The 17,079-nt window shown below is 51.5% G+C and carries 16 protein-coding genes; 7 read left to right on the top strand and 9 right to left on the bottom strand.

The window, feature by feature from the left end:
* The first annotated feature begins 1 nt into the window (after position 1).
* From KE531_08720 to KE531_08700, 5 genes are all read left to right on the top strand, one after another.
* Complete coding sequence (locus tag KE531_08720) at positions 2–1,768, top strand: V-type ATP synthase subunit A (protein ID MBR9953690.1); 1,767 nt, start codon at positions 2–4, stop codon at positions 1,766–1,768.
* Positions 1,769–1,781: 13 nt separating this feature from the next.
* Positions 1,782–3,194 carry a V-type ATP synthase subunit B gene (locus KE531_08715; protein MBR9953689.1) on the top strand — a complete coding sequence of 471 codons (1,413 nt, stop codon included), beginning with the start codon at positions 1,782–1,784 and terminating at the stop codon, positions 3,192–3,194.
* The gene (locus KE531_08710; GenBank protein ID MBR9953688.1) at positions 3,191–3,811 is read left to right on the top strand and encodes a V-type ATP synthase subunit D; all 621 of its coding nucleotides are present in this window, start codon (positions 3,191–3,193) and stop codon (positions 3,809–3,811) included. Before KE531_08715 ends, KE531_08710 begins: the two co-directional genes overlap by 4 nt.
* On the top strand, positions 3,808–4,509 hold the full coding sequence (locus KE531_08705; GenBank protein MBR9953687.1) for a TIGR01906 family membrane protein: 702 nt from the start codon (positions 3,808–3,810) through the stop codon (positions 4,507–4,509). The genes KE531_08710 and KE531_08705 overlap by 4 nt, the downstream gene beginning before the upstream one ends.
* Positions 4,510–4,651: 142 nt before the next feature.
* Positions 4,652–6,211 (top strand): D-alanyl-D-alanine carboxypeptidase, encoded by a 1,560-nt coding sequence (locus tag KE531_08700; GenBank protein MBR9953686.1) that lies wholly within the window; start codon positions 4,652–4,654, stop codon positions 6,209–6,211.
* A gap of 51 nt (positions 6,212–6,262) precedes the next feature.
* Here the strand turns inward: KE531_08700 and KE531_08695 are convergent, their stop codons facing one another.
* The gene (locus tag KE531_08695) at positions 6,263–7,252 is read right to left on the bottom strand and encodes an exonuclease domain-containing protein (GenBank protein ID MBR9953685.1); all 990 of its coding nucleotides are present in this window, start codon (positions 7,250–7,252) and stop codon (positions 6,263–6,265) included.
* A gap of 159 nt (positions 7,253–7,411) precedes the next feature.
* Between KE531_08695 and KE531_08690 the strand changes: the two genes are divergently transcribed.
* On the top strand, positions 7,412–8,218 hold the full coding sequence (locus tag KE531_08690) for a metallophosphoesterase (GenBank protein ID MBR9953684.1): 807 nt from the start codon (positions 7,412–7,414) through the stop codon (positions 8,216–8,218).
* Positions 8,219–8,438: 220 nt separating this feature from the next.
* Positions 8,439–8,843 carry a VOC family protein gene (locus tag KE531_08685; protein ID MBR9953683.1) on the top strand — a complete coding sequence of 135 codons (405 nt, stop codon included), beginning with the start codon at positions 8,439–8,441 and terminating at the stop codon, positions 8,841–8,843.
* Between the two features lie 24 nt (positions 8,844–8,867).
* On the opposite strand, the gene KE531_08680 is transcribed toward KE531_08685, so the two are convergent.
* From KE531_08680 to KE531_08645, 8 genes are all read right to left on the bottom strand, one after another.
* Positions 8,868–9,674, bottom strand: coding sequence for a hypothetical protein (locus KE531_08680; GenBank protein MBR9953682.1), 807 nt, complete (start codon positions 9,672–9,674; stop codon positions 8,868–8,870).
* 36 nt (positions 9,675–9,710) lie between these two features.
* Positions 9,711–11,099 (bottom strand): Tm-1-like ATP-binding domain-containing protein, encoded by a 1,389-nt coding sequence (locus KE531_08675; protein MBR9953681.1) that lies wholly within the window; start codon positions 11,097–11,099, stop codon positions 9,711–9,713.
* Positions 11,100–11,145: 46 nt separating this feature from the next.
* The gene (locus KE531_08670; protein ID MBR9953680.1) at positions 11,146–11,964 is read right to left on the bottom strand and encodes an SDR family oxidoreductase; all 819 of its coding nucleotides are present in this window, start codon (positions 11,962–11,964) and stop codon (positions 11,146–11,148) included.
* A gap of 22 nt (positions 11,965–11,986) precedes the next feature.
* The gene (locus KE531_08665) at positions 11,987–12,964 is read right to left on the bottom strand and encodes an ABC transporter permease (GenBank protein ID MBR9953679.1); all 978 of its coding nucleotides are present in this window, start codon (positions 12,962–12,964) and stop codon (positions 11,987–11,989) included.
* Positions 12,961–14,460 carry a sugar ABC transporter ATP-binding protein gene (locus KE531_08660; protein MBR9953678.1) on the bottom strand — a complete coding sequence of 500 codons (1,500 nt, stop codon included), beginning with the start codon at positions 14,458–14,460 and terminating at the stop codon, positions 12,961–12,963. Before KE531_08660 ends, KE531_08665 begins: the two co-directional genes overlap by 4 nt.
* A 25-nt stretch (positions 14,461–14,485) precedes the next feature.
* On the bottom strand, positions 14,486–15,529 hold the full coding sequence (locus KE531_08655; protein MBR9953677.1) for a sugar ABC transporter substrate-binding protein: 1,044 nt from the start codon (positions 15,527–15,529) through the stop codon (positions 14,486–14,488).
* Between the two features lie 65 nt (positions 15,530–15,594).
* On the bottom strand, positions 15,595–16,080 hold the full coding sequence (locus KE531_08650) for a VOC family protein (protein ID MBR9953676.1): 486 nt from the start codon (positions 16,078–16,080) through the stop codon (positions 15,595–15,597).
* A gap of 19 nt (positions 16,081–16,099) precedes the next feature.
* Positions 16,100–16,933 carry a phosphoenolpyruvate hydrolase family protein gene (locus KE531_08645; protein MBR9953675.1) on the bottom strand — a complete coding sequence of 278 codons (834 nt, stop codon included), beginning with the start codon at positions 16,931–16,933 and terminating at the stop codon, positions 16,100–16,102.
* Positions 16,934–17,079: the final 146 nt, after the last annotated feature.

Below are 17,079 nucleotides of genomic sequence, written 5' to 3'. Positions count from 1 at the left end.
TATGGCAGCATCAGGACGTATTTTCGGAATCAACGGCCCCATCGTCTATCTCGCAGGCGACTTCGGCTTTCAGATGAACGAGATGGTTTATGTGGGCGAAAGCCGCCTGGTAGGCGAAGTCATCGGCCTGACATCGGCGCGCACGACGATTGAGGTTTATGAGGAAACCACCGGCTTAAAGCCGGGAGAGCCTGTCACCGGCACCGGTGCACCCGTATCCGTCACGCTGGCGCCCGGCATCATCACCAACATTTTCGACGGCATCGAGCGGCCCTTAAGCGCCATCCGCGCTTCGGGCGGCTTTTATATCGACCGCGGCGTCCATGTGTCCTCCCTCGATACGGAGAAAAAGTGGGACGCCCATATCACCGTAAAAAAAGGCGACTATGTCTACCCCGGCACCGTCATCGCCGAGGTACCGGAAACCAGGGCCATCATCCATAAGGTCATGGTTCCGCCATCCATGGAGGGCTATGTCCTCGATGCCGTAAGCGACGGCGCATACACCATAGAAGAACCGCTCATCACGCTCCAGAAAAAAGACGGGAGCGAGGTCAAAATCCCCATGGCACAGAAATGGCCGATCCGCGTCCCCAGGCCTGTGAGCCGCCGCTATCCGGCATCGCGCCCCCTTATCACCGGCCAGCGGATCATCGACACGCTGTTTCCCATGGCAAAAGGCGGGACGGCCGCCATCCCCGGCGGCTTCGGAACAGGAAAAACCATGATGCAGCACCAGATCGCCAAGTGGTCTGACGCCGACATCATTATCTATATCGGCTGCGGCGAGCGCGGAAACGAGATGACGCAGGTTCTTGAAGAATTCAGCGAGCTGGAGGACCCGAAGACGGGAAATCCGCTGATGGAGCGGACGACGCTCATCGCCAACACCTCCAACATGCCGGTGGCCGCCCGCGAGGCCAGCCTGTATTCCGGCCTGACTCTCGCCGAGTATTACCGGGACATGGGCTACCATGTGGCAATCATGGCCGACTCCACCTCCCGCTGGGCCGAGGCGTTAAGGGAGCTTTCCGGCCGCCTCGAGGAAATGCCGGCCGAAGAGGGCTTTCCGGCCTATCTGGCATCGCGGCTCTCCCAGTTTTACGAGCGCGCCGGCATGGTACAGAACTTAAACGGCAGCGAGGGCTCCGTCTCCATCATCGGCGCCGTTTCGCCCCAGGGCGGCGACTTCTCCGAGCCGGTGACGCAGAATACCAAGCGTTTCGTCCGCTGTTTCTGGGGACTCGACAAAAACCTGGCTTACGCAAGACATTTCCCCGCCATCCAGTGGCTTTCCAGCTATTCGGAGTATTTGAGCGATCTTGGAAGCTGGTACGCGGAACATGTGGATAAAAACTTCGTCAATTACCGGAACCAGCTTGTGATGCTTTTAAACCAGGAGAGCAGCCTCATGGAAATCGTAAAGCTCATCGGCTCCGACGTCCTGCCCGACGACCAGAAGCTTGTCCTGGAAATCGCAAAGGTCATCCGCCTTGGCTTTCTCCAGCAGAACGCCTTCCACGCCGAGGATACCTGCGTGCCCTTAAAAAAGCAGTTTAAGATGATGGAAATGATCCTTTACCTCTATAAAAAATGCCGCGCCCTCGTCGCCATGGGCATGCCGGTATCGGTACTGAAAGAAGAAAAGATTTTCGAGCATATCATCTCCATCAAATACGACGTCCCCAATGACAGGCTGGAGCTTTTCGACGATTACAGGAAAGAAATCGACGGATTCTATGACCGCGTCATAGAGCGGAACGCATAAGGAGGCAAAAGCTATGGCAGTTGAATATCTTGGACTTAGCTCCATAAACGGCCCCCTCGCCGTCTTAGAGGGCGTTTCCGGCGCCGCCTACGACGAAATCGTGGAGATGAGCGTCGGCGGGAAAGAAAAAAAGCTGGGGCGGATTATCGAGGTCTACGAGGACAAGGCCGTCATCCAGGTCTTTGAAAATACGGAAAACATGGCGCTTCGGAACACCCACACGCGGCTCACGGGGCACCCCATGGAAATCGGTGTGTCGCCGGACATGCTGGGGCGCACCTTCGACGGCATCGGAAACCCCATCGACGGTCTTGGGCCGATTCTCGCAGAAAAGAAGCTGGACGTAAACGGAAAGCCTTTAAATCCCGTTGCCAGGGAATATCCGAGAAACTACATCCGCACCGGCATTTCCGCCATCGACGGGCTCATGACCTTAATCCGCGGCCAGAAGCTCCCGATTTTTTCGGGAAACGGCCTGCCTCATGACCAGCTGGCGGCCCAGATCGTCATGCAGTCGTCTCTCGGCGATAATTCCGATGAAAAATTCGCCGTAGTCTTCGCGGCCATGGGCGTAAAATACGATGTGGCAGAATATTTCGAGCGCACCTTCCGGGAGAGCGGCGTCCTCGACCATGTGGCCATGTTTATAAACCTGGCAAATGATCCTGTGGTGGAACGTCTGATTACGCCGAAGGTGGCCCTGACCGTGGCCGAGTATCTGGCCTTTGAAAAAGGCATGCACATTCTCGTGATTTTAACCGACATGACCTCCTTTGCCGAGGCCATGCGCGAGGTTTCTTCTTCCAAGGGAGAAATCCCGTCGAGAAAGGGCTATCCCGGCTACCTTTACAGCGAGCTGGCGGCGCTTTATGAGCGGGCCGGGATTGTGGCCGGCCAGAACGGCTCCGTGACCCAGATCCCGATTTTAACCATGCCGAACGACGACATCACCCACCCGATCCCCGACCTGACCGGCTACATCACCGAGGGGCAGATCGTGCTCGACCGCGAGCTCCACGGCCAGTCCATCTATCCGCCCATCAGTGTCCTGCCGTCGCTTTCCCGTCTCATGAAGGACGGTATCGGCGAGGGCTTTACGAGGGAAGACCATCAAGACGTGGCAAACCAGCTTTTCTCCTGCTACGCCAAGGTGGGGGATGCCAGGGCGCTTGCTTCGGTCATCGGCGAGGATGAGCTTTCGCCTCTCGATAAGAAGTATCTGGCCTTCGGAAAAGAATTTGAACGCCGGTTCGTGGGACAGGACATCCACGACAACCGCACCATCCTCGATACCTTAAACATCGGCTGGGAGCTTTTGGGACTTCTTCCAAAAGAAGAGCTGGACAGGGTTGACACAAAGATCTTAGACAAGTATTATAAACCTGCAAGCCTTTCTTCTGAACAGGGACAGGAGGGGATCGCGTGAACTTAAATACGTTCCCGACAAAAGGAAATTTAATCCTTGCGAAAAATTCCCTGGCTCTTGCCACCCAGGGCTACAGCCTGATGGATAAAAAACGGAACATTCTTTTAAGGGAGCTCATGGGGCTCATCGAAGAAGCCAAAACCATCCAGTCGGAGATTGACGTGACCTACCAGGCGGCCTACAAGGCCCTCCAGAAGGCAAACATCGAGCTGGGAATCCGTTTCGTGGAAGAAATCGCAGATTCCATCCCTCCGGAGGACTCCGTAAAAATCAAGGTCCGCAGCATCATGGGGACGGAAATCCCGCTTGTGGAGTACGAAAAAAAGGCGCCGGATAAGCCCCTTTATTCCTTTTACAGCACAAGTGATTCCCTGGACGAGGCCGTGAAGGCGTTCCAGACCGTAAAAGAGCTGACCTTAAAGCTTTCCATGGTAGAAACCTCCGCTTACCGGCTTGCAAACAGCATCAAAAAAACGCAGAAACGTGCAAATGCGCTAAAGAACATTACGATTCCTTCCTACCAGACGCTTGTGAAGAACATTTCCGATGCCCTGGAGGAAAAGGATCGGGAAGAGTTTACAAGACTGAAAGTTATCAAACGGAGTGCCGAGCGATGAAAATTTTAAGAGATGGACTGGGTATCGTCTGCGCCTTCTGCCTCATGATCGTGTTCCTGATCACGTCGGTTGAGGCTGTGGCTTACTGGACGCCCGGATATTATGAAAACGAATACGAAAAATACGATGTCTTAAACAATCTGCCGGAGATGTCCATGGAAAATCTCCTCTATGTGACCGATGAGATGATGGATTATCTCCGCGGCGACAGGGACGATCTCCATGTTTTCACCACCATCGGCGGCGAGGAGCGGGAGTTTTTCAACGAGCGGGAAATCGCCCACATGGAGGACGTGCAAAACCTTTTTTTAGGCGGCATGGCGCTTCGGACGGTCTGCCTTTTGACTGCGGCGGCCTGTCTCATCGCACTGTTTTTCCTTGAGAAAAAGAACATGCTCCGGACAGTGCCCCGCGCTCTCTGCATCGGAACCGGCGTATTTTTCGCCGTCTGCCTTCTGATCGCAGGCATCATCGCCACGGACTTTTCCAGATATTTCGTAGTCTTCCACGAAATCTTTTTTAACAATGATCTCTGGCTTCTGGATCCCCGCACGGATCTTTTGATCAACATCGTGCCGGAACCGTTTTTCATGGATACGGCTCTGCGGATCGGCCTGACCTTTGCCGCGGCCGTGCTGGTGTTCTTTTTTATAAACCTTGGCCTCTGGATGAAATTCGGACGGAGAATGGGAGAATGATCCCTTTCCCCGTCTTTTTTTCTGCAAGAAAAACGTAAGAATATGACAAGGATTCGCTTCTTTACTTGTCCCGGAAAGTATCTTATAATGAGAATGGATTACAATCAGCTAATTTCAAATCTGTCAGTAAGGATGTTTATATATGAAAAAAATCTTAAGCTTCATTCTCAGTATCGCCCTGTTTGCCGGACTCTGCCCTGTTATGACGGCTTTCGCCATTGAAAGCTGGCCTTCGGGCGTCTCCATTTCCGCCGACGGCGGGATTGTCATGGACGTCGATTCCGGCGCGATCCTCTATGGAAAAAACTCAAATGAAACGTATTATCCCGCCAGTATCACGAAGATCCTGACGGCGCTTATTATCATCGAAAACTGTGACCTGGACGATACGGTGACGTTTTCCAACAACGCCGTAAACAACCTGGAACCTGGCGCTACCATTGTCGGCGCCAGGACAGGCGATCAGATGACCGTCCGGAACTGCCTCTATGCCCTGCTGCTCCAGTCGGCCAACGAGGTGGCGAACGCGCTGGCGGAGTATTATTCCGGCAGTATCGAGGCCTTTGCCGAGGTCATGAACCAGAAGGCCGCGTCCCTGGGCTGCTTAAACTCCCACTTTGCGAACCCCAGCGGCCTCAACAACGAAAACCATTATACGTCTGCCTATGACATGGCGTTAATCGCCAGGGCGGCCTTTGCGAACCCGACCTTCGTGGAGATTGATTCCACCCTTTACTACGATGTGGCTCCGGGCGAGCTTGTGCAGTATCCCGACGGATGGAGATATTACAACCACCACCGGATGATGAAGCAGAACGAGTCTGTTTATTACCAGGGAATCATCGGCGGAAAGACCGGTTATACCTCTCTGGCCGGAAACACGCTCGTCACCTGCGCGGAGCGGGACGGCATGCGGCTCGTGGCCGTCGTCTTAAACGGCCATCAGACCCATTATGAGGACACAAAGGCGCTCCTTGATTTCGGCTTTGAGAACTTCAAATCCCTGTCCGTGGCCGACCAGGACAGCACCTACCGAAACGTGGAAAACGACCTGTCCATCGGCGGCATCACGCCGCTCTCGGCCATCCGGATCGGCATCGACAAAGGAAGTACCGTCACCATCCCGGCGAACGGGAATTTTTCCGACGTGGTTTCCACGCTGAATTATGATCTTGGGAATTCTGCTCCGGATACGGCCATTGCGCGGATTGACTACATGTACGGCGACCAGAAGGTCGGACAGGCCTATTTGGAGGCCGTTCCTGTCATCACCCAGCTTCCGGAATATACCGGCACTGTTTCGTCTGAGGAATCTCCCGCAGGAGAGACGGACGCAGTTTCCGACGGGCAGGAGGCGTCTGCCACACCGGCCGCTTCAGAGCCAGACCAGGAGATAACAGAGCCGGAGAGCCAGAAAACGCCGGACGGCGAATCGGACGGCTTTTCTGTGTGGGGCATTGTAAAGAATGTGCTGATCGTTCTTGCGGTGATCGGCGCTGTGGGAGGCGCAGGCTTCGGCTTTTTAACCTACCGCCAGCATAAGGAAGAACAGGAACGGGTCAGAAGAATGGAGCGCAGGGAAAAACGCCTGAAGGAATGGGGTTATTCTTCCAGCGAGTTTGACCTGATTATGCAGCAGCACATGCGGGCAAAAAACCAGTTTAAGAAGCGAAGCTTCCGGGATAAGTTCCGTAAGCATTAAACAAAGAGGGCGAACACCTACGGCCGGCCGCCGTCGTGTTCGCCCTCTCTTTTACATCGCAGGGATTCCATGCCCTGTCTTTTTCTTCATTTTCTGCTTTTCTGCGCGGCGCACCTGCTCCGCTTCCTTTTTCTGGAAAACCAGCTCCGCACCGCTTTCATCGACGATTTTCTGTGTCCGCACGGCGAAGACCGTTCCGTCCTCCCGTTTCTTAATCCGGATTTTTCCCCTCACAAAACCGTGATCAGGGCAGACCGCCAGACAGAGATAAAACCGCTGCCCGCCGCAGGCAAACCAGCGGATTTTCTTTCTAAGCAGCCGCTTACACCGGCAGCAGCGCATGTCGGTGACGCTTTTGTCCTTCATGGCATCTTCCCTCGATTCAAAGACGCGGGAGACAAATTTCGTGTAATCCGGGAATTCCAGCAGGAACTCCTCGTCCCTGTTTTCCGGCACTCGGTAATAGTCCGTGGAAACATACGGCCCGACCTTTTCAAAATCCAGGCGCTCCATGATGGCCGCCGTGTAGCCGGCGTCGTCCAACGCGCGGTGAAACGGCACGTCTGTCTTTAAATGCAGGAAATCCACGGCCTCGTCCAGGGACTCTCTCGTCTTTCCATCGGAATACTCGATGCTGAAAAGCTTCTGGACATCGTAAAAAAGAAACGGCTTCGGAAAGGGGAGTTCCATGCCGTAGTACGACATGTTCCGCTGAAGCTCCGTGAGATCCATGCTGCCCCAGGTGCAGAAGAAAAAGTCCGTCCCGCACCAGTCCAGGAACTCTTCCATGACCGACCGGAAGGTGCCGCCGCAGGCCTCTAACTCCTCCATGGACACATGGGTCACCTCGGAGATGACGGGGTGCAGCTCCTTATAGACATTCGGTCGGATCAGCCCGTGAAATTCCGATATTTTTTTCCTGTTTTCATCCAGTTTGACCGCCCCGATCTCAAAAATTTCAAAGGGCAGGCGCTCTACGGAACTCTCTTTCCCGCAGGCGCACTGGTTCCATTCCAAATCCAAAACGATATAACTCTTCATAATATGCAAAGTATAGCACAGAATTCTGTTATCGTCGATTGTTATTTTACTGGGAAATGGGATGCGTGGAGATTTCGGCTGTAAATTCCAGTTGAGTTTCTCTTTCGGCGAGCTTATACTGTATGTATCAGAGAACTTTCCTATAAAAAGGAGGGAACCATGAACAGAATCACAATCGCGCACTTAAGCGATATCCACCATAATCCCGGCGATACGAGCCAGTTATCCACATTACTAAAAGAAAAACAGTTATTTGTGGAAAAACATCTGGAAATCTGTCTGCGCGTGCTGGCAGAGCGCCAGCCGGATCTCGTGGCTGTGACAGGGGATCTGACCCATGAAGGGTCTGCGGACGCCTATCGCTATCTGAGGGAACAGTTCGACCGCTTCCTGCCGGGCACACCGGTGCTTTGTTCCATGGGAAACCATGACATCCGCCGTGCTTTCCGCGAGGGTTTTCTTGGCGAGGCGGCTGACGGCCCGGAGGCAGATGCCCCGTATTTCGCTTCAGTTTCCGTCAGGGGCTTTCGCTTTATCTCTTTAGACAGCGCATGGAAGAACGGGCTGGAGGGCGTCCTAGACGATGATGCGTTGGATTATCTGGAAAGCCAGCTCGTAAAGCCGGCCGCCTGCGGTGCGTTTCTTCTGCTCCATCATCCCGTGATGGACGCCGCCAAATCCATGGGGCTTACCATGTCCGAGCGGCTGGCTGAGATTTTGCAGAGCGGAAAAATCCGCGGGATTTTCAACGGCCATGTACACGGAAGCTATACCGGCACCGTTTACGGCGTCCCGCAGTTTACTGCCGATTCCTTAAAAACCGGCTGCGACCTGCGCTCCGATACTCTGGCATACAACGACAGGGCCGGATATGAAATTGTGACCTTTGATGCGAAAGGGGACTGGCTTACCGAACGGTTCCTGATCCGGCCGGAGGCAGAAACCTTTTTTACAAAAGAATTTTAGGAAACCGTTCAGCCATGCAGACACATCTGATAAAATGCTGCGTGGGAGCTTGCTCACAGAGCAGAATTTTGTCAGATGTGGATATAGGGCGGATGCCCGACATGAATCATTTGACGGCCAATATCATTTTTCATTGGTTGATACAATAGAATCCGTCAAATTATGAATGGCATGGCTGAACGGTTACAATCTCAGAACTGCGAAAGGAGATATGACTGCAATGAAACATTTTACCGGACTTGCACATCTTGCACTTTACACGACGGATCTTGAGGGCACCATCCGCTTTTATGAGCTGCTCGGCGGACAGGTGACCGGGCGGGCCGAGGTGGAAAAACCGGCCGGCACGAACCGGCTCGCCATGGTGGCGCTCCCCGGCTTCAGCCTGGAAATCATCGAGCCCCACGACGGGAGCCCCGTCACGGCGGAGGGCGGCCTCTTCCCCCATGTCGCCATCCAGGTGGATGACATCGACGCGGCCGTTTCCGATTTAAAGGCCGCCGGGATCAGCACTTTCCGCGCAGAAGCGCCCATGGACATGCCTATTTTCGGCGGAATCCGCAACATCTTCTTCACCGGGCCCAACGGGGAGCTTCTCGAATTATTGCAGAAAACAGCATCTTAAAGACGATGCCATCCGCATGGGACATCATTCCATGAACAGGTACTCCTTCTGGAGCGCCTTCACCATTTTTACATACCGAAGCTTACATGCGCTTAAGTTTCCCAGCTCGATGTCCTTTAAGCACGGCGCAAGATATGTCTCCCATAGGCGGGGATAAATATGGCTGCCCTGGCCGCTGAGCTCCATTCGGCTCACGATGGCCGGGGCCGTCTCATAATATTCCCGGATGAGGACCGGCCCGTCCGGACACGATGCCAGATAGGTGTCGCGGAAATTCCGAAACATCGTCAGCTCGTATCCATCGTCCGGCTTCCCGAGATATCCGCAGACGGCCTGGGTGATGTAGCACTGATACCACTTCCTGTCGAAACCGGCAGAAATCATTTCTTCCGTGACGGTCTGATACGGCTGCTTCGGCCAGCGAAGAAGCCACTCTTCATGAAGAATCTCGTTGAATTTTTCGCTGATTCCCAGTTCCATCTTATAAACGGCCGGCGTCAGGTAGGTGACGATTACCATTTTATAAGTGTCAAGCTTAAGCGCCCGCTCGTTGAAGCGGCGGTATTTGTCCCTGGAGGACAGATCGTCTGAAACTGCGTCTAAGAGCGCGCCGCAGGCTGCCCGCAGGATTTCTTCTTCTTTCTCCGGGGCGGCGTCGCAGCACGCCTGGAGGCTGTCAAAAATCTCCCGGATTTCGTCGGTGTACCTGGCGAGGGAGGCAGAGTAGTTTTCTTTGGTGAAGTGATCGGTGGTGCGGCCTAAGACGGCGGTGGGGATGGAGGACAGGATGTGGGGGAGAGCTTTTTTGTTTTTCCATTCCCTGTTCTCCATCGACATCACCTTTTACCTTTCTTTTTTGTCTCTCTTTCAATTAACGACATAATCCAGCTCCCGGAACATTCCCGGCTTCCATGTGCCGGAAAGCATGCAATCCATGGCCGCACATGCCAGCTCTGCAAACTCCGGATCCAGGATATGCAGGTCGCATGGAATCATATCTACATTTCCGTTTCCTTTGTCAATCTGCTGCTCCAGAACCTTCCACATCTGGGTGGCCCGTTTCGACCACTGCGGCATCCTCTCGTCCGGCATCCAGACAGGCCCGTCGCCTTCCTCTGCCCATCCCATCTCCTTTGAGGCATGGGCGGCACTCTGGTCATAGGCCGACCACCCTTTCAATGGCAAAAGGAACAAGGCGGGGCCTCTGGCACGGTTCAGCCTCGACGCGATGATCTGGGAAAATTTTTTGTTCTCCTGGAGCGTTGTCGGCAGGATAATCATGGAAGAATTGTGATAGTATGGCATTCCTGTGTCCCGATATGTCTGGCGCTTTCCAGATGCAAACTCCTTTTTATACTCCTCCGGAAGAATCTGCCACATGCCGAAGGGAGATTCGTCAATACCTCCCGGCGCTGCCACCACCGGTATGCCCATATCAAAGGCAGCCGTAAATCGGACGCCCGTCCAGCTCTCCGGGTTATTCGTCTGGGACTGGAAATAGTTGTTCGTAAGTTCTCCTGGCGTCAGGTCGAAAACAGCCTTGATCTCTCCCGCCCGGATTAAGTCTTCCATAGCCGCGCCGGAGCCTACCTGATGGAAATACAGCGTATCCCAGCCTTTTTTTCTCATATGTTCATCACAGCGAATCGCCGCCGCTGTTGTTGTTCCGTACAGCGTCACCGCCGCCATGGGCCGCTCCGGCTCTGACTCAGCTTCGCTTCTCTCCACCCATTCCTTCGCCATGGCAACAACCGCACAGACGCCGTTATTGACGGTCATCTTCGTGAGTTTGTTGATGCCCTTTTCCGAGATCGGGTTGGAAATGTAAATATCTGAGACGCCCAGCCAGCGCCTTGTATTTCCCGAGGCGCCGGTTGCCAACATGACCTTCGGGACACCAAGCGGAAGCGCACGCATCAGGTGCGTCACCACGGTGGTTCCAATCCCGCCGGCCCACCCGATGATTCCATCTACCTGTCCCTGCCGGTACAGTTCCAGGATTTTCGCTGTCCCTGCCTTTGCCACAATGTCGATGGCCGCCGCCCGCGCCAGGATAAACACATCCTCCGGCGTATTCCCAGTCATCGCCAGGCTCTCTCTCAGCGTAATATCTGCCCAGTCGGACTCATGCCCCAGGCTCACATCCATAATCACGGGATTTCCGCCGCGTTTTTTTACCTGGCTCGCCAGGTAGCGGATTTCTTCGCCCTTTGTGTCAAGCATGCCGGCGCATATGATGTTGGGCTTTCTGTTCATAGAAAATCCCCCTTTTGCTGAATTTTCCGTCTTTTACGGCTATGTATTAAACCTCATATGGGTTGTCAGCCGCAAAAATGTCCATATTAACCGGCTGTGACTGAATTGTAGCACCGCAGTCCACAACGAGATTATGCCCGCTTGTACAGGAAGATTCATCGGATGCCAGATACAATGCTGCATACGCAATTGCTTTTGGATCCACTAGTTTTCCCATGGGGTTTCCGGACTTAAACAGCTCCAGCTTTGCCCTTCCCTGCTCTGTTTTCATATAGTCCTTCATAATCGGTGTGTTAGCCGCATATGGGGAAATGCAGTTGGCACGAATCCCAAATCTTCCATATTCATTTGCCGCCGCAATCGTCATGGCAATCACAGCTCCCTTGGCGGAACTATATGCCGGGCCGCCGTAGCATCCAAGCATTCCGGCAACGGAAGCTGTTGAAATGATGGAACCGCCGCCGTTTTTTACCATGTACGGCGCCGCATGGCGTATTCCGTAAAAAACCCCATTCACATCTACTTTAAGGACCTGATCAAAAATTTCTTCATCACAATGAGCAAAGTCATATTTTACGCCTCCGGTTATCCCCGCATTGTTGAAAATGATATCCAGTTTTCCCCATTTTTCAACTGCCGTTTCAACCATCCGTTTGCAGTCCTCGGATTTTGTAACATCTGTCTTTATAAAAACTGCAATTCCACCTTTTTCTTCAATTTCCTTGACAGTCTGCATACCGCCCTCTTCATTGCAGTCTGCAACAACCACTTTAGCCCCTTCTTCTGCAAACAACTTTGCGCTCAAAGCTCCAAAACCAGAACCGGCCCCTGTGATAACTGCGGTTTTTCCTTCCAGCCTTTTCATTATGATACCTCCTAGATTTCTCCTATTTTATTTTTGCATGTTTTCTCGTATCAAAGAACACTGCCAGCAGAATAATCAACCCTTTGATTACCATCTGCCAGTAATATGGAATCTCCAAAAGATTCAGCCCGTTTGCTACCACTCCGATAATCAGAATGCCGATGACCGTCCCGCCAATGGAGCCTCTTCCTCCCGTAAAGCTCGTGCCGCCAAGAACTGCTGCTGCGATTGCATCCGGCTCAAAGTTTGTACCGGAAGTCGGCTGCCCCGAATAAACACGGGATGCGACAATAATTCCCGCTAGGGCCGCTAGGAAACCAGAAATCATGTATGTCCTTACCTGAATTGATTTAATATTGATTCCCGAATATTCTGCTGCTTCTTTATTTCCTCCCACTGCAAACATTCTGCGTCCATAAACCGACCGCTCCAGAATGATGGACAAAATAATTCCCATGACTACAAAAATAATAACCGGAATTGGGATTCCAAGAACGTAGCCATTTCCAAAGTTGTAAAACTGATCGTTTGTCACCTTAATTGCCATGCCGCCTGCGACAAGATATGCAGCGCCTCTGAGAACATTCTGCATGGCTAATGTAACGATATATGGAGGAATCTGCGTTCTTGATACAATAAAACCGTTGATAAATCCACAGAATGCTCCCATTAGCAGCGCAACTGCCATAGCCGGGATAAATCCCATGTTAAAATTCACCATACAGTATGCAACCAAAACACCACTAAGTCCCACCTGGGATCCAACTGTCAAATCCATACACCCGATAATCAAACAGAACGTAATGGCAAATGCCAGGAGTGCATTGCTTGTAACCTGGCGCAGCACATTTGTGAAATTGATTTTTGTCAGAAAGTATGGTGATGCAATTGAAAGCACAACGACCAGCGTTAAAAGGCCGATCATAATACCCATATTGTTTCTTATGTATTTTGCGACAGGGTTCCTGCTGTCAGCAAAATGTTGTTTTATTCCTTTCATTCATTCGTCCCTCCCGCAATACACATCATGATCTTTTCCTGAGTTATATCTTCCTTTTCTTTGTCCATAATCCCAAGAAGCCGTCCTTCGTGCATAACTGCCACACGGCTGCTTAAGTTAATGACTTCCGGCAATTCGGAAGAAATTACGATGACAGACATCCCCTTATCTGCCAGTTCGCTGATCAAATGATAGATTTCTGCCTTCGCTCCGACATCAATCCCTCTCGTCGGTTCATCCAGAATCAAAACGTCCGCACCAGTTGCCAGCCATTTCGATATAACTACCTTCTGCTGGTTTCCTCCGCTTAAATTGATGCATTTTTGCTCTGGGCTGCTCATTTTAATGGATAGTTTATGGGCGTATTCGTCAATGATCTGCTGCTCTTTCTTATAATTGACATGGAATCTTTTTATAAACGTATCCACAATTGCCAGGGTTAGATTATAGGCAACGCTGTGCATCAGGACTAGACCCTGCTTTTTTCTGTCCTCCGGAACAAGTCCTATGCCAAGTTCAATGGCATCTTTGGGATTTTTACAGTTTATTTTTTCTCCCCTGAGCCATATTTCTCCCTCATCAATTCTGTCAATTCCAAAAATTGCTCTTGCAAGCTCCGTTCGCCCTGCTCCAACCAGACCGGCAAACCCAAGGATCTCTCCTTTTTTTAAAGAGAAACTGATGTCCTTCAGATAGTAATTCGACAGGTGCTTTATCTCCATGACGGTTTCCGTACCGTGATGTACTTTAGAATCGTACATATTTCCGAGCTCACGTCCTACCATCATGGACACAATTTTGTCGATGCTCACTTCTTTGATGACTTCTGTCCCAATATAATGCCCGTCGCGCAGAACCGTAATCCTGTCGCAGATTGCTTCAATTTCATCCATTTTATGAGAAATATAGACTACGGCAATATTCTGCTCTTTCAGCCTTCGGATCTGCTCAAACAGAACCTCCACCTCTCTGTTTGTAAGAGAAGAGGTCGGTTCGTCCATTACGATAATTTTCGCGTGAAATGACAATGCCCGGGCTATTTCAATCATCTGCTGCTGTGCAACACTGAGGAGTCCGACCTGCTGTTCGGCAGAAAGCTTGAGTCCCAGGGAATCCAATGTCCTCTGTGCTTTTTCGTTCATGGTTTTTTTATCCACAAACCCTCCTGCCATCGGCTCTACGCCCATGTAAATATTTTCAGCAATAGTCATATTTCCCGCCATCAGTATTTCCTGGTGCATGAAACTGATTCCATGGTCTCTGGCATCATTTGGACTGGAAATCGTCACTTTTTTTCCATCAATATAGATTTCTCCTGATGTCGCTTTATACACACCATTCAGGATTTTCATTAAAGTGGATTTTCCTGCCCCATTTTCCCCCATCAATGCATGGATTTCTCCAGGCCGCACAGAAAAATCAACATCATGCAGTACCTGTACATCAAAGAATGAAATATTGACATGCTTCATTTCAAGGACATTTTCCTGCTTCATAATCGTCCTCCCCAGTCTGAAACTCTTACTCTGCTTCCTTTAAATTTGCCTCATACTCTTCCAGATCCTCCGGCCATACGATTCCATAAGGCACTTCCACTGCCGGATCCATGGTCTCTCCGGCAACAGCCGAATAGCAGGCTTCCCCGATCATTGTTCCCATCACATATGGCTGCTGATCCACAAGGCAGTCCACTTTGCCTTCTTTCATAAAACCTCTCATGGTCTTACTTGGTTCAAGGCTGAACACTTTTACATTTTCCGCCTGTGCGCCTTCAATGGCAGACAGTGCACCTACGCTCTGCGTCTCGTTAATTCCAAGCCACCCGACGATATCCGGGTCCTTCTGAAGAAGGCTTTCTACGACAGGCAGAGTCGCATCGGCCAGTGCCGTTGCCGCTTCTCCTGTAATCAGCTCCATATCCGGATACTGGGCGATACAGTCTGTAAATCCGGATACACGTCCCTGAACAGAGACCGACGGAGTATTGACACACATTACTTTTCCCTTATAATCCAAGGCTTCTGCCAGATTTTCAGCCAGATAATACCCGATGTTGTAATCGTTTGTCTGGATCTGCGTATATACAAGATCCGTATCATTTGTTGCCTTGTCATAAACGACAACCGGAATTCCGGCATCATGTGCCTGCTGGAGTGCCGGACGAAGCCCCTCTTTATCAATGCAGGTAAGGACTATCGCATCAAATTGCTTGGTAATCATATCTTCTACCTGCTGAATGGCCTTCTGCACGTCATTCTCAGAGCTGTACAGCGTAACCGAGCCGCCTCTCGGCTCCACCACAGACTCCAGACCAGCCACCGTATCAAGCCAATACTGCGCCTCCAGATTCAACGTAATAATCCCCACCTTAATCTCCGGGTACTCCCCGGAATTTTCCGCATCCGCTGTTTCGGTTTCTGAATTTCCGGTCTGTTCTGCCGCTTCCGTTTCTGCGGACGTCGTCGTCGCTGCTGTCTCCGTCCCCTTCTGCTCAGTTCCGGAAGAGCATGCTGCCATCAACATAGATGCTGCTAAAATCAGGCTTAAAAATGCTCGTTTCCTCATATTCTTTTCCCCATTCTTTCTATAATTGCAATGATTTCACAGTTACCTTTTCAATTTTTCACGCCTCATTCCCTCATGCTCTTAAGTTCCAGTGCAATAGCGCTTCCGTCTTCATGTTCATAGTAATGTACCAGCAGATTCCCTGGAGTTGCCTCGAAAACACATTGGTATCCTCTTTCCTCCAGGATTCTGCACATGGCTTTATGCTGCCCGCTGTTCTCGAACGTCACAGCCAGATGGTGAAAGCTGTCCCCGTGTACCGCAAGATTTTTAGAAACATATGCCTCCGGGCAGTCTACCGGCTGAATTACCTCCACGTCGATTCCGCAAACCTCAATATGATAGATATCAATCTTTAATGCACTGCCGACCGTCACCAGCTCCTGCGGAAAATCCACGGTCTTTTTCACGAGGACTTTAGATCCTGGCACGGACAAAAGAAATTCCGCTGCCTTTTCCCTGTCGTAGGTCAGAAGCCCCACATGGTCAAAAATCGGCTTTACTTCTCCAAATTCCTGCATCAGTTCCTCAACAGATTTCTTAATCTCCATATTCCCTTCTCCTCCAATCTCACCTAAGCCTCAGACTCTTAAACCTCTCAATATTCTCCGCAATCGCCCTCTCAAGCGGCAGCCTCTCGATGCTGGACGCGCCGACAAACCCGTGTACATCCGTCCTGTTAAAGCATTCCTGAACTTCCTCGGGGCCCTCGAACGGCCCGCCATGGCATGTAAAGATGATGTCCGGATTCTCCTTCACTGCCGCCTCATACATCTCCTGCGTCCTTTTGCACGCCTCATCCATATCATAGGTGTCCTCAAAGCCGCAGGTACCGCCCGACGTGGCTCCCACATGGGCACTGACCACATCCGCACCGGCCTGGATCATAGCGCGTACCTCGTCCGGCGTGTAAGCGTATGCAACCGTGAAAATATCCTTTCTGCTGCATTTTTCCACCAACTTAATCTCCTCCGGATACCCAACACCTGCCGTGTCAATGCGATGGCGGAATCTCCCGTCGTAGGCACCTGCTGTCGGAACATTGGTGATTCCGGAAAATCCCATGCCCATCATCTCATCGATGAGCCGGTCAATGTCCCGGTACGGATCTCCTGCCCCGATTCCGGCAATCACCGGTGTGTTTTTCACCACAGGAAGAATCTGCCGCCCCAAATCCATCGTAATGGCATTGGAATCTCCGTAAGCCAGATACCCGACACAGGATGGATGCCCGTCCATGCGGAACGGCCCCGTGTTGTAGGCCATAATCAGGTCGATTCCCGAGCGATCTGCGATTTTTGCCACAAGTCCGATCCCGGCGCCGCCGATGATGATCGGTTCCTTCCTTGCGACTTTCTCCCGCAGGTCCCTCACAATCTCCTCCCGCGCAAACTGTCGAATCATAATATCCCTCCTCCAATTTCTTCTAACCTGATAAAAAGCAATTTCCATACCAAACTTTTTTATTTCCTGATTTTTTTATGCGAAAACTAATTTTTTTCGGCAAAAGCCGTTGTTTTCTGTTGTTTTTTATTGTATTATATTGTTCG

Source organism: Eubacteriaceae bacterium Marseille-Q4139, assembly GCA_018223415.1.
Lineage (GTDB): Bacteria > Bacillota > Clostridia > Lachnospirales > Lachnospiraceae > CABSIM01.
The sequence above is the reverse complement of the archived record's forward strand: the minus strand, read 5'-3'. Positions and strand labels throughout refer to the sequence as shown.

Bases quoted from the DNA above. Each gene is read 5' to 3' on its own strand.
- KE531_08720 (MBR9953690.1), top strand. From the start codon at position 2: ATGGCAGCATCAGGACGTATTTTCGGAATCAACGGCCCCATCGTCTAT.
- KE531_08715 (MBR9953689.1), top strand. From the start codon at position 1,782: ATGGCAGTTGAATATCTTGGACTTAGCTCCATAAACGGCCCCCTCGCC.
- KE531_08705 (MBR9953687.1), top strand. From the start codon at position 3,808: ATGAAAATTTTAAGAGATGGACTGGGTATCGTCTGCGCCTTCTGCCTC.
- KE531_08700 (MBR9953686.1), top strand. From the start codon at position 4,652: ATGAAAAAAATCTTAAGCTTCATTCTCAGTATCGCCCTGTTTGCCGGA.
- KE531_08695 (MBR9953685.1), bottom strand. From the start codon at position 7,252: ATGAAGAGTTATATCGTTTTGGATTTGGAATGGAACCAGTGCGCCTGC.
- KE531_08690 (MBR9953684.1), top strand. From the start codon at position 7,412: ATGAACAGAATCACAATCGCGCACTTAAGCGATATCCACCATAATCCC.
- KE531_08685 (MBR9953683.1), top strand. From the start codon at position 8,439: ATGAAACATTTTACCGGACTTGCACATCTTGCACTTTACACGACGGAT.
- KE531_08680 (MBR9953682.1), bottom strand. From the start codon at position 9,674: ATGGAGAACAGGGAATGGAAAAACAAAAAAGCTCTCCCCCACATCCTG.
- KE531_08675 (MBR9953681.1), bottom strand. From the start codon at position 11,099: ATGAACAGAAAGCCCAACATCATATGCGCCGGCATGCTTGACACAAAG.
- KE531_08670 (MBR9953680.1), bottom strand. From the start codon at position 11,964: ATGAAAAGGCTGGAAGGAAAAACCGCAGTTATCACAGGGGCCGGTTCT.
- KE531_08665 (MBR9953679.1), bottom strand. From the start codon at position 12,964: ATGAAAGGAATAAAACAACATTTTGCTGACAGCAGGAACCCTGTCGCA.
- KE531_08660 (MBR9953678.1), bottom strand. From the start codon at position 14,460: ATGAAGCAGGAAAATGTCCTTGAAATGAAGCATGTCAATATTTCATTC.
- KE531_08655 (MBR9953677.1), bottom strand. From the start codon at position 15,529: ATGAGGAAACGAGCATTTTTAAGCCTGATTTTAGCAGCATCTATGTTG.
- KE531_08650 (MBR9953676.1), bottom strand. From the start codon at position 16,080: ATGGAGATTAAGAAATCTGTTGAGGAACTGATGCAGGAATTTGGAGAA.
- KE531_08645 (MBR9953675.1), bottom strand. From the start codon at position 16,933: ATGATTCGACAGTTTGCGCGGGAGGAGATTGTGAGGGACCTGCGGGAG.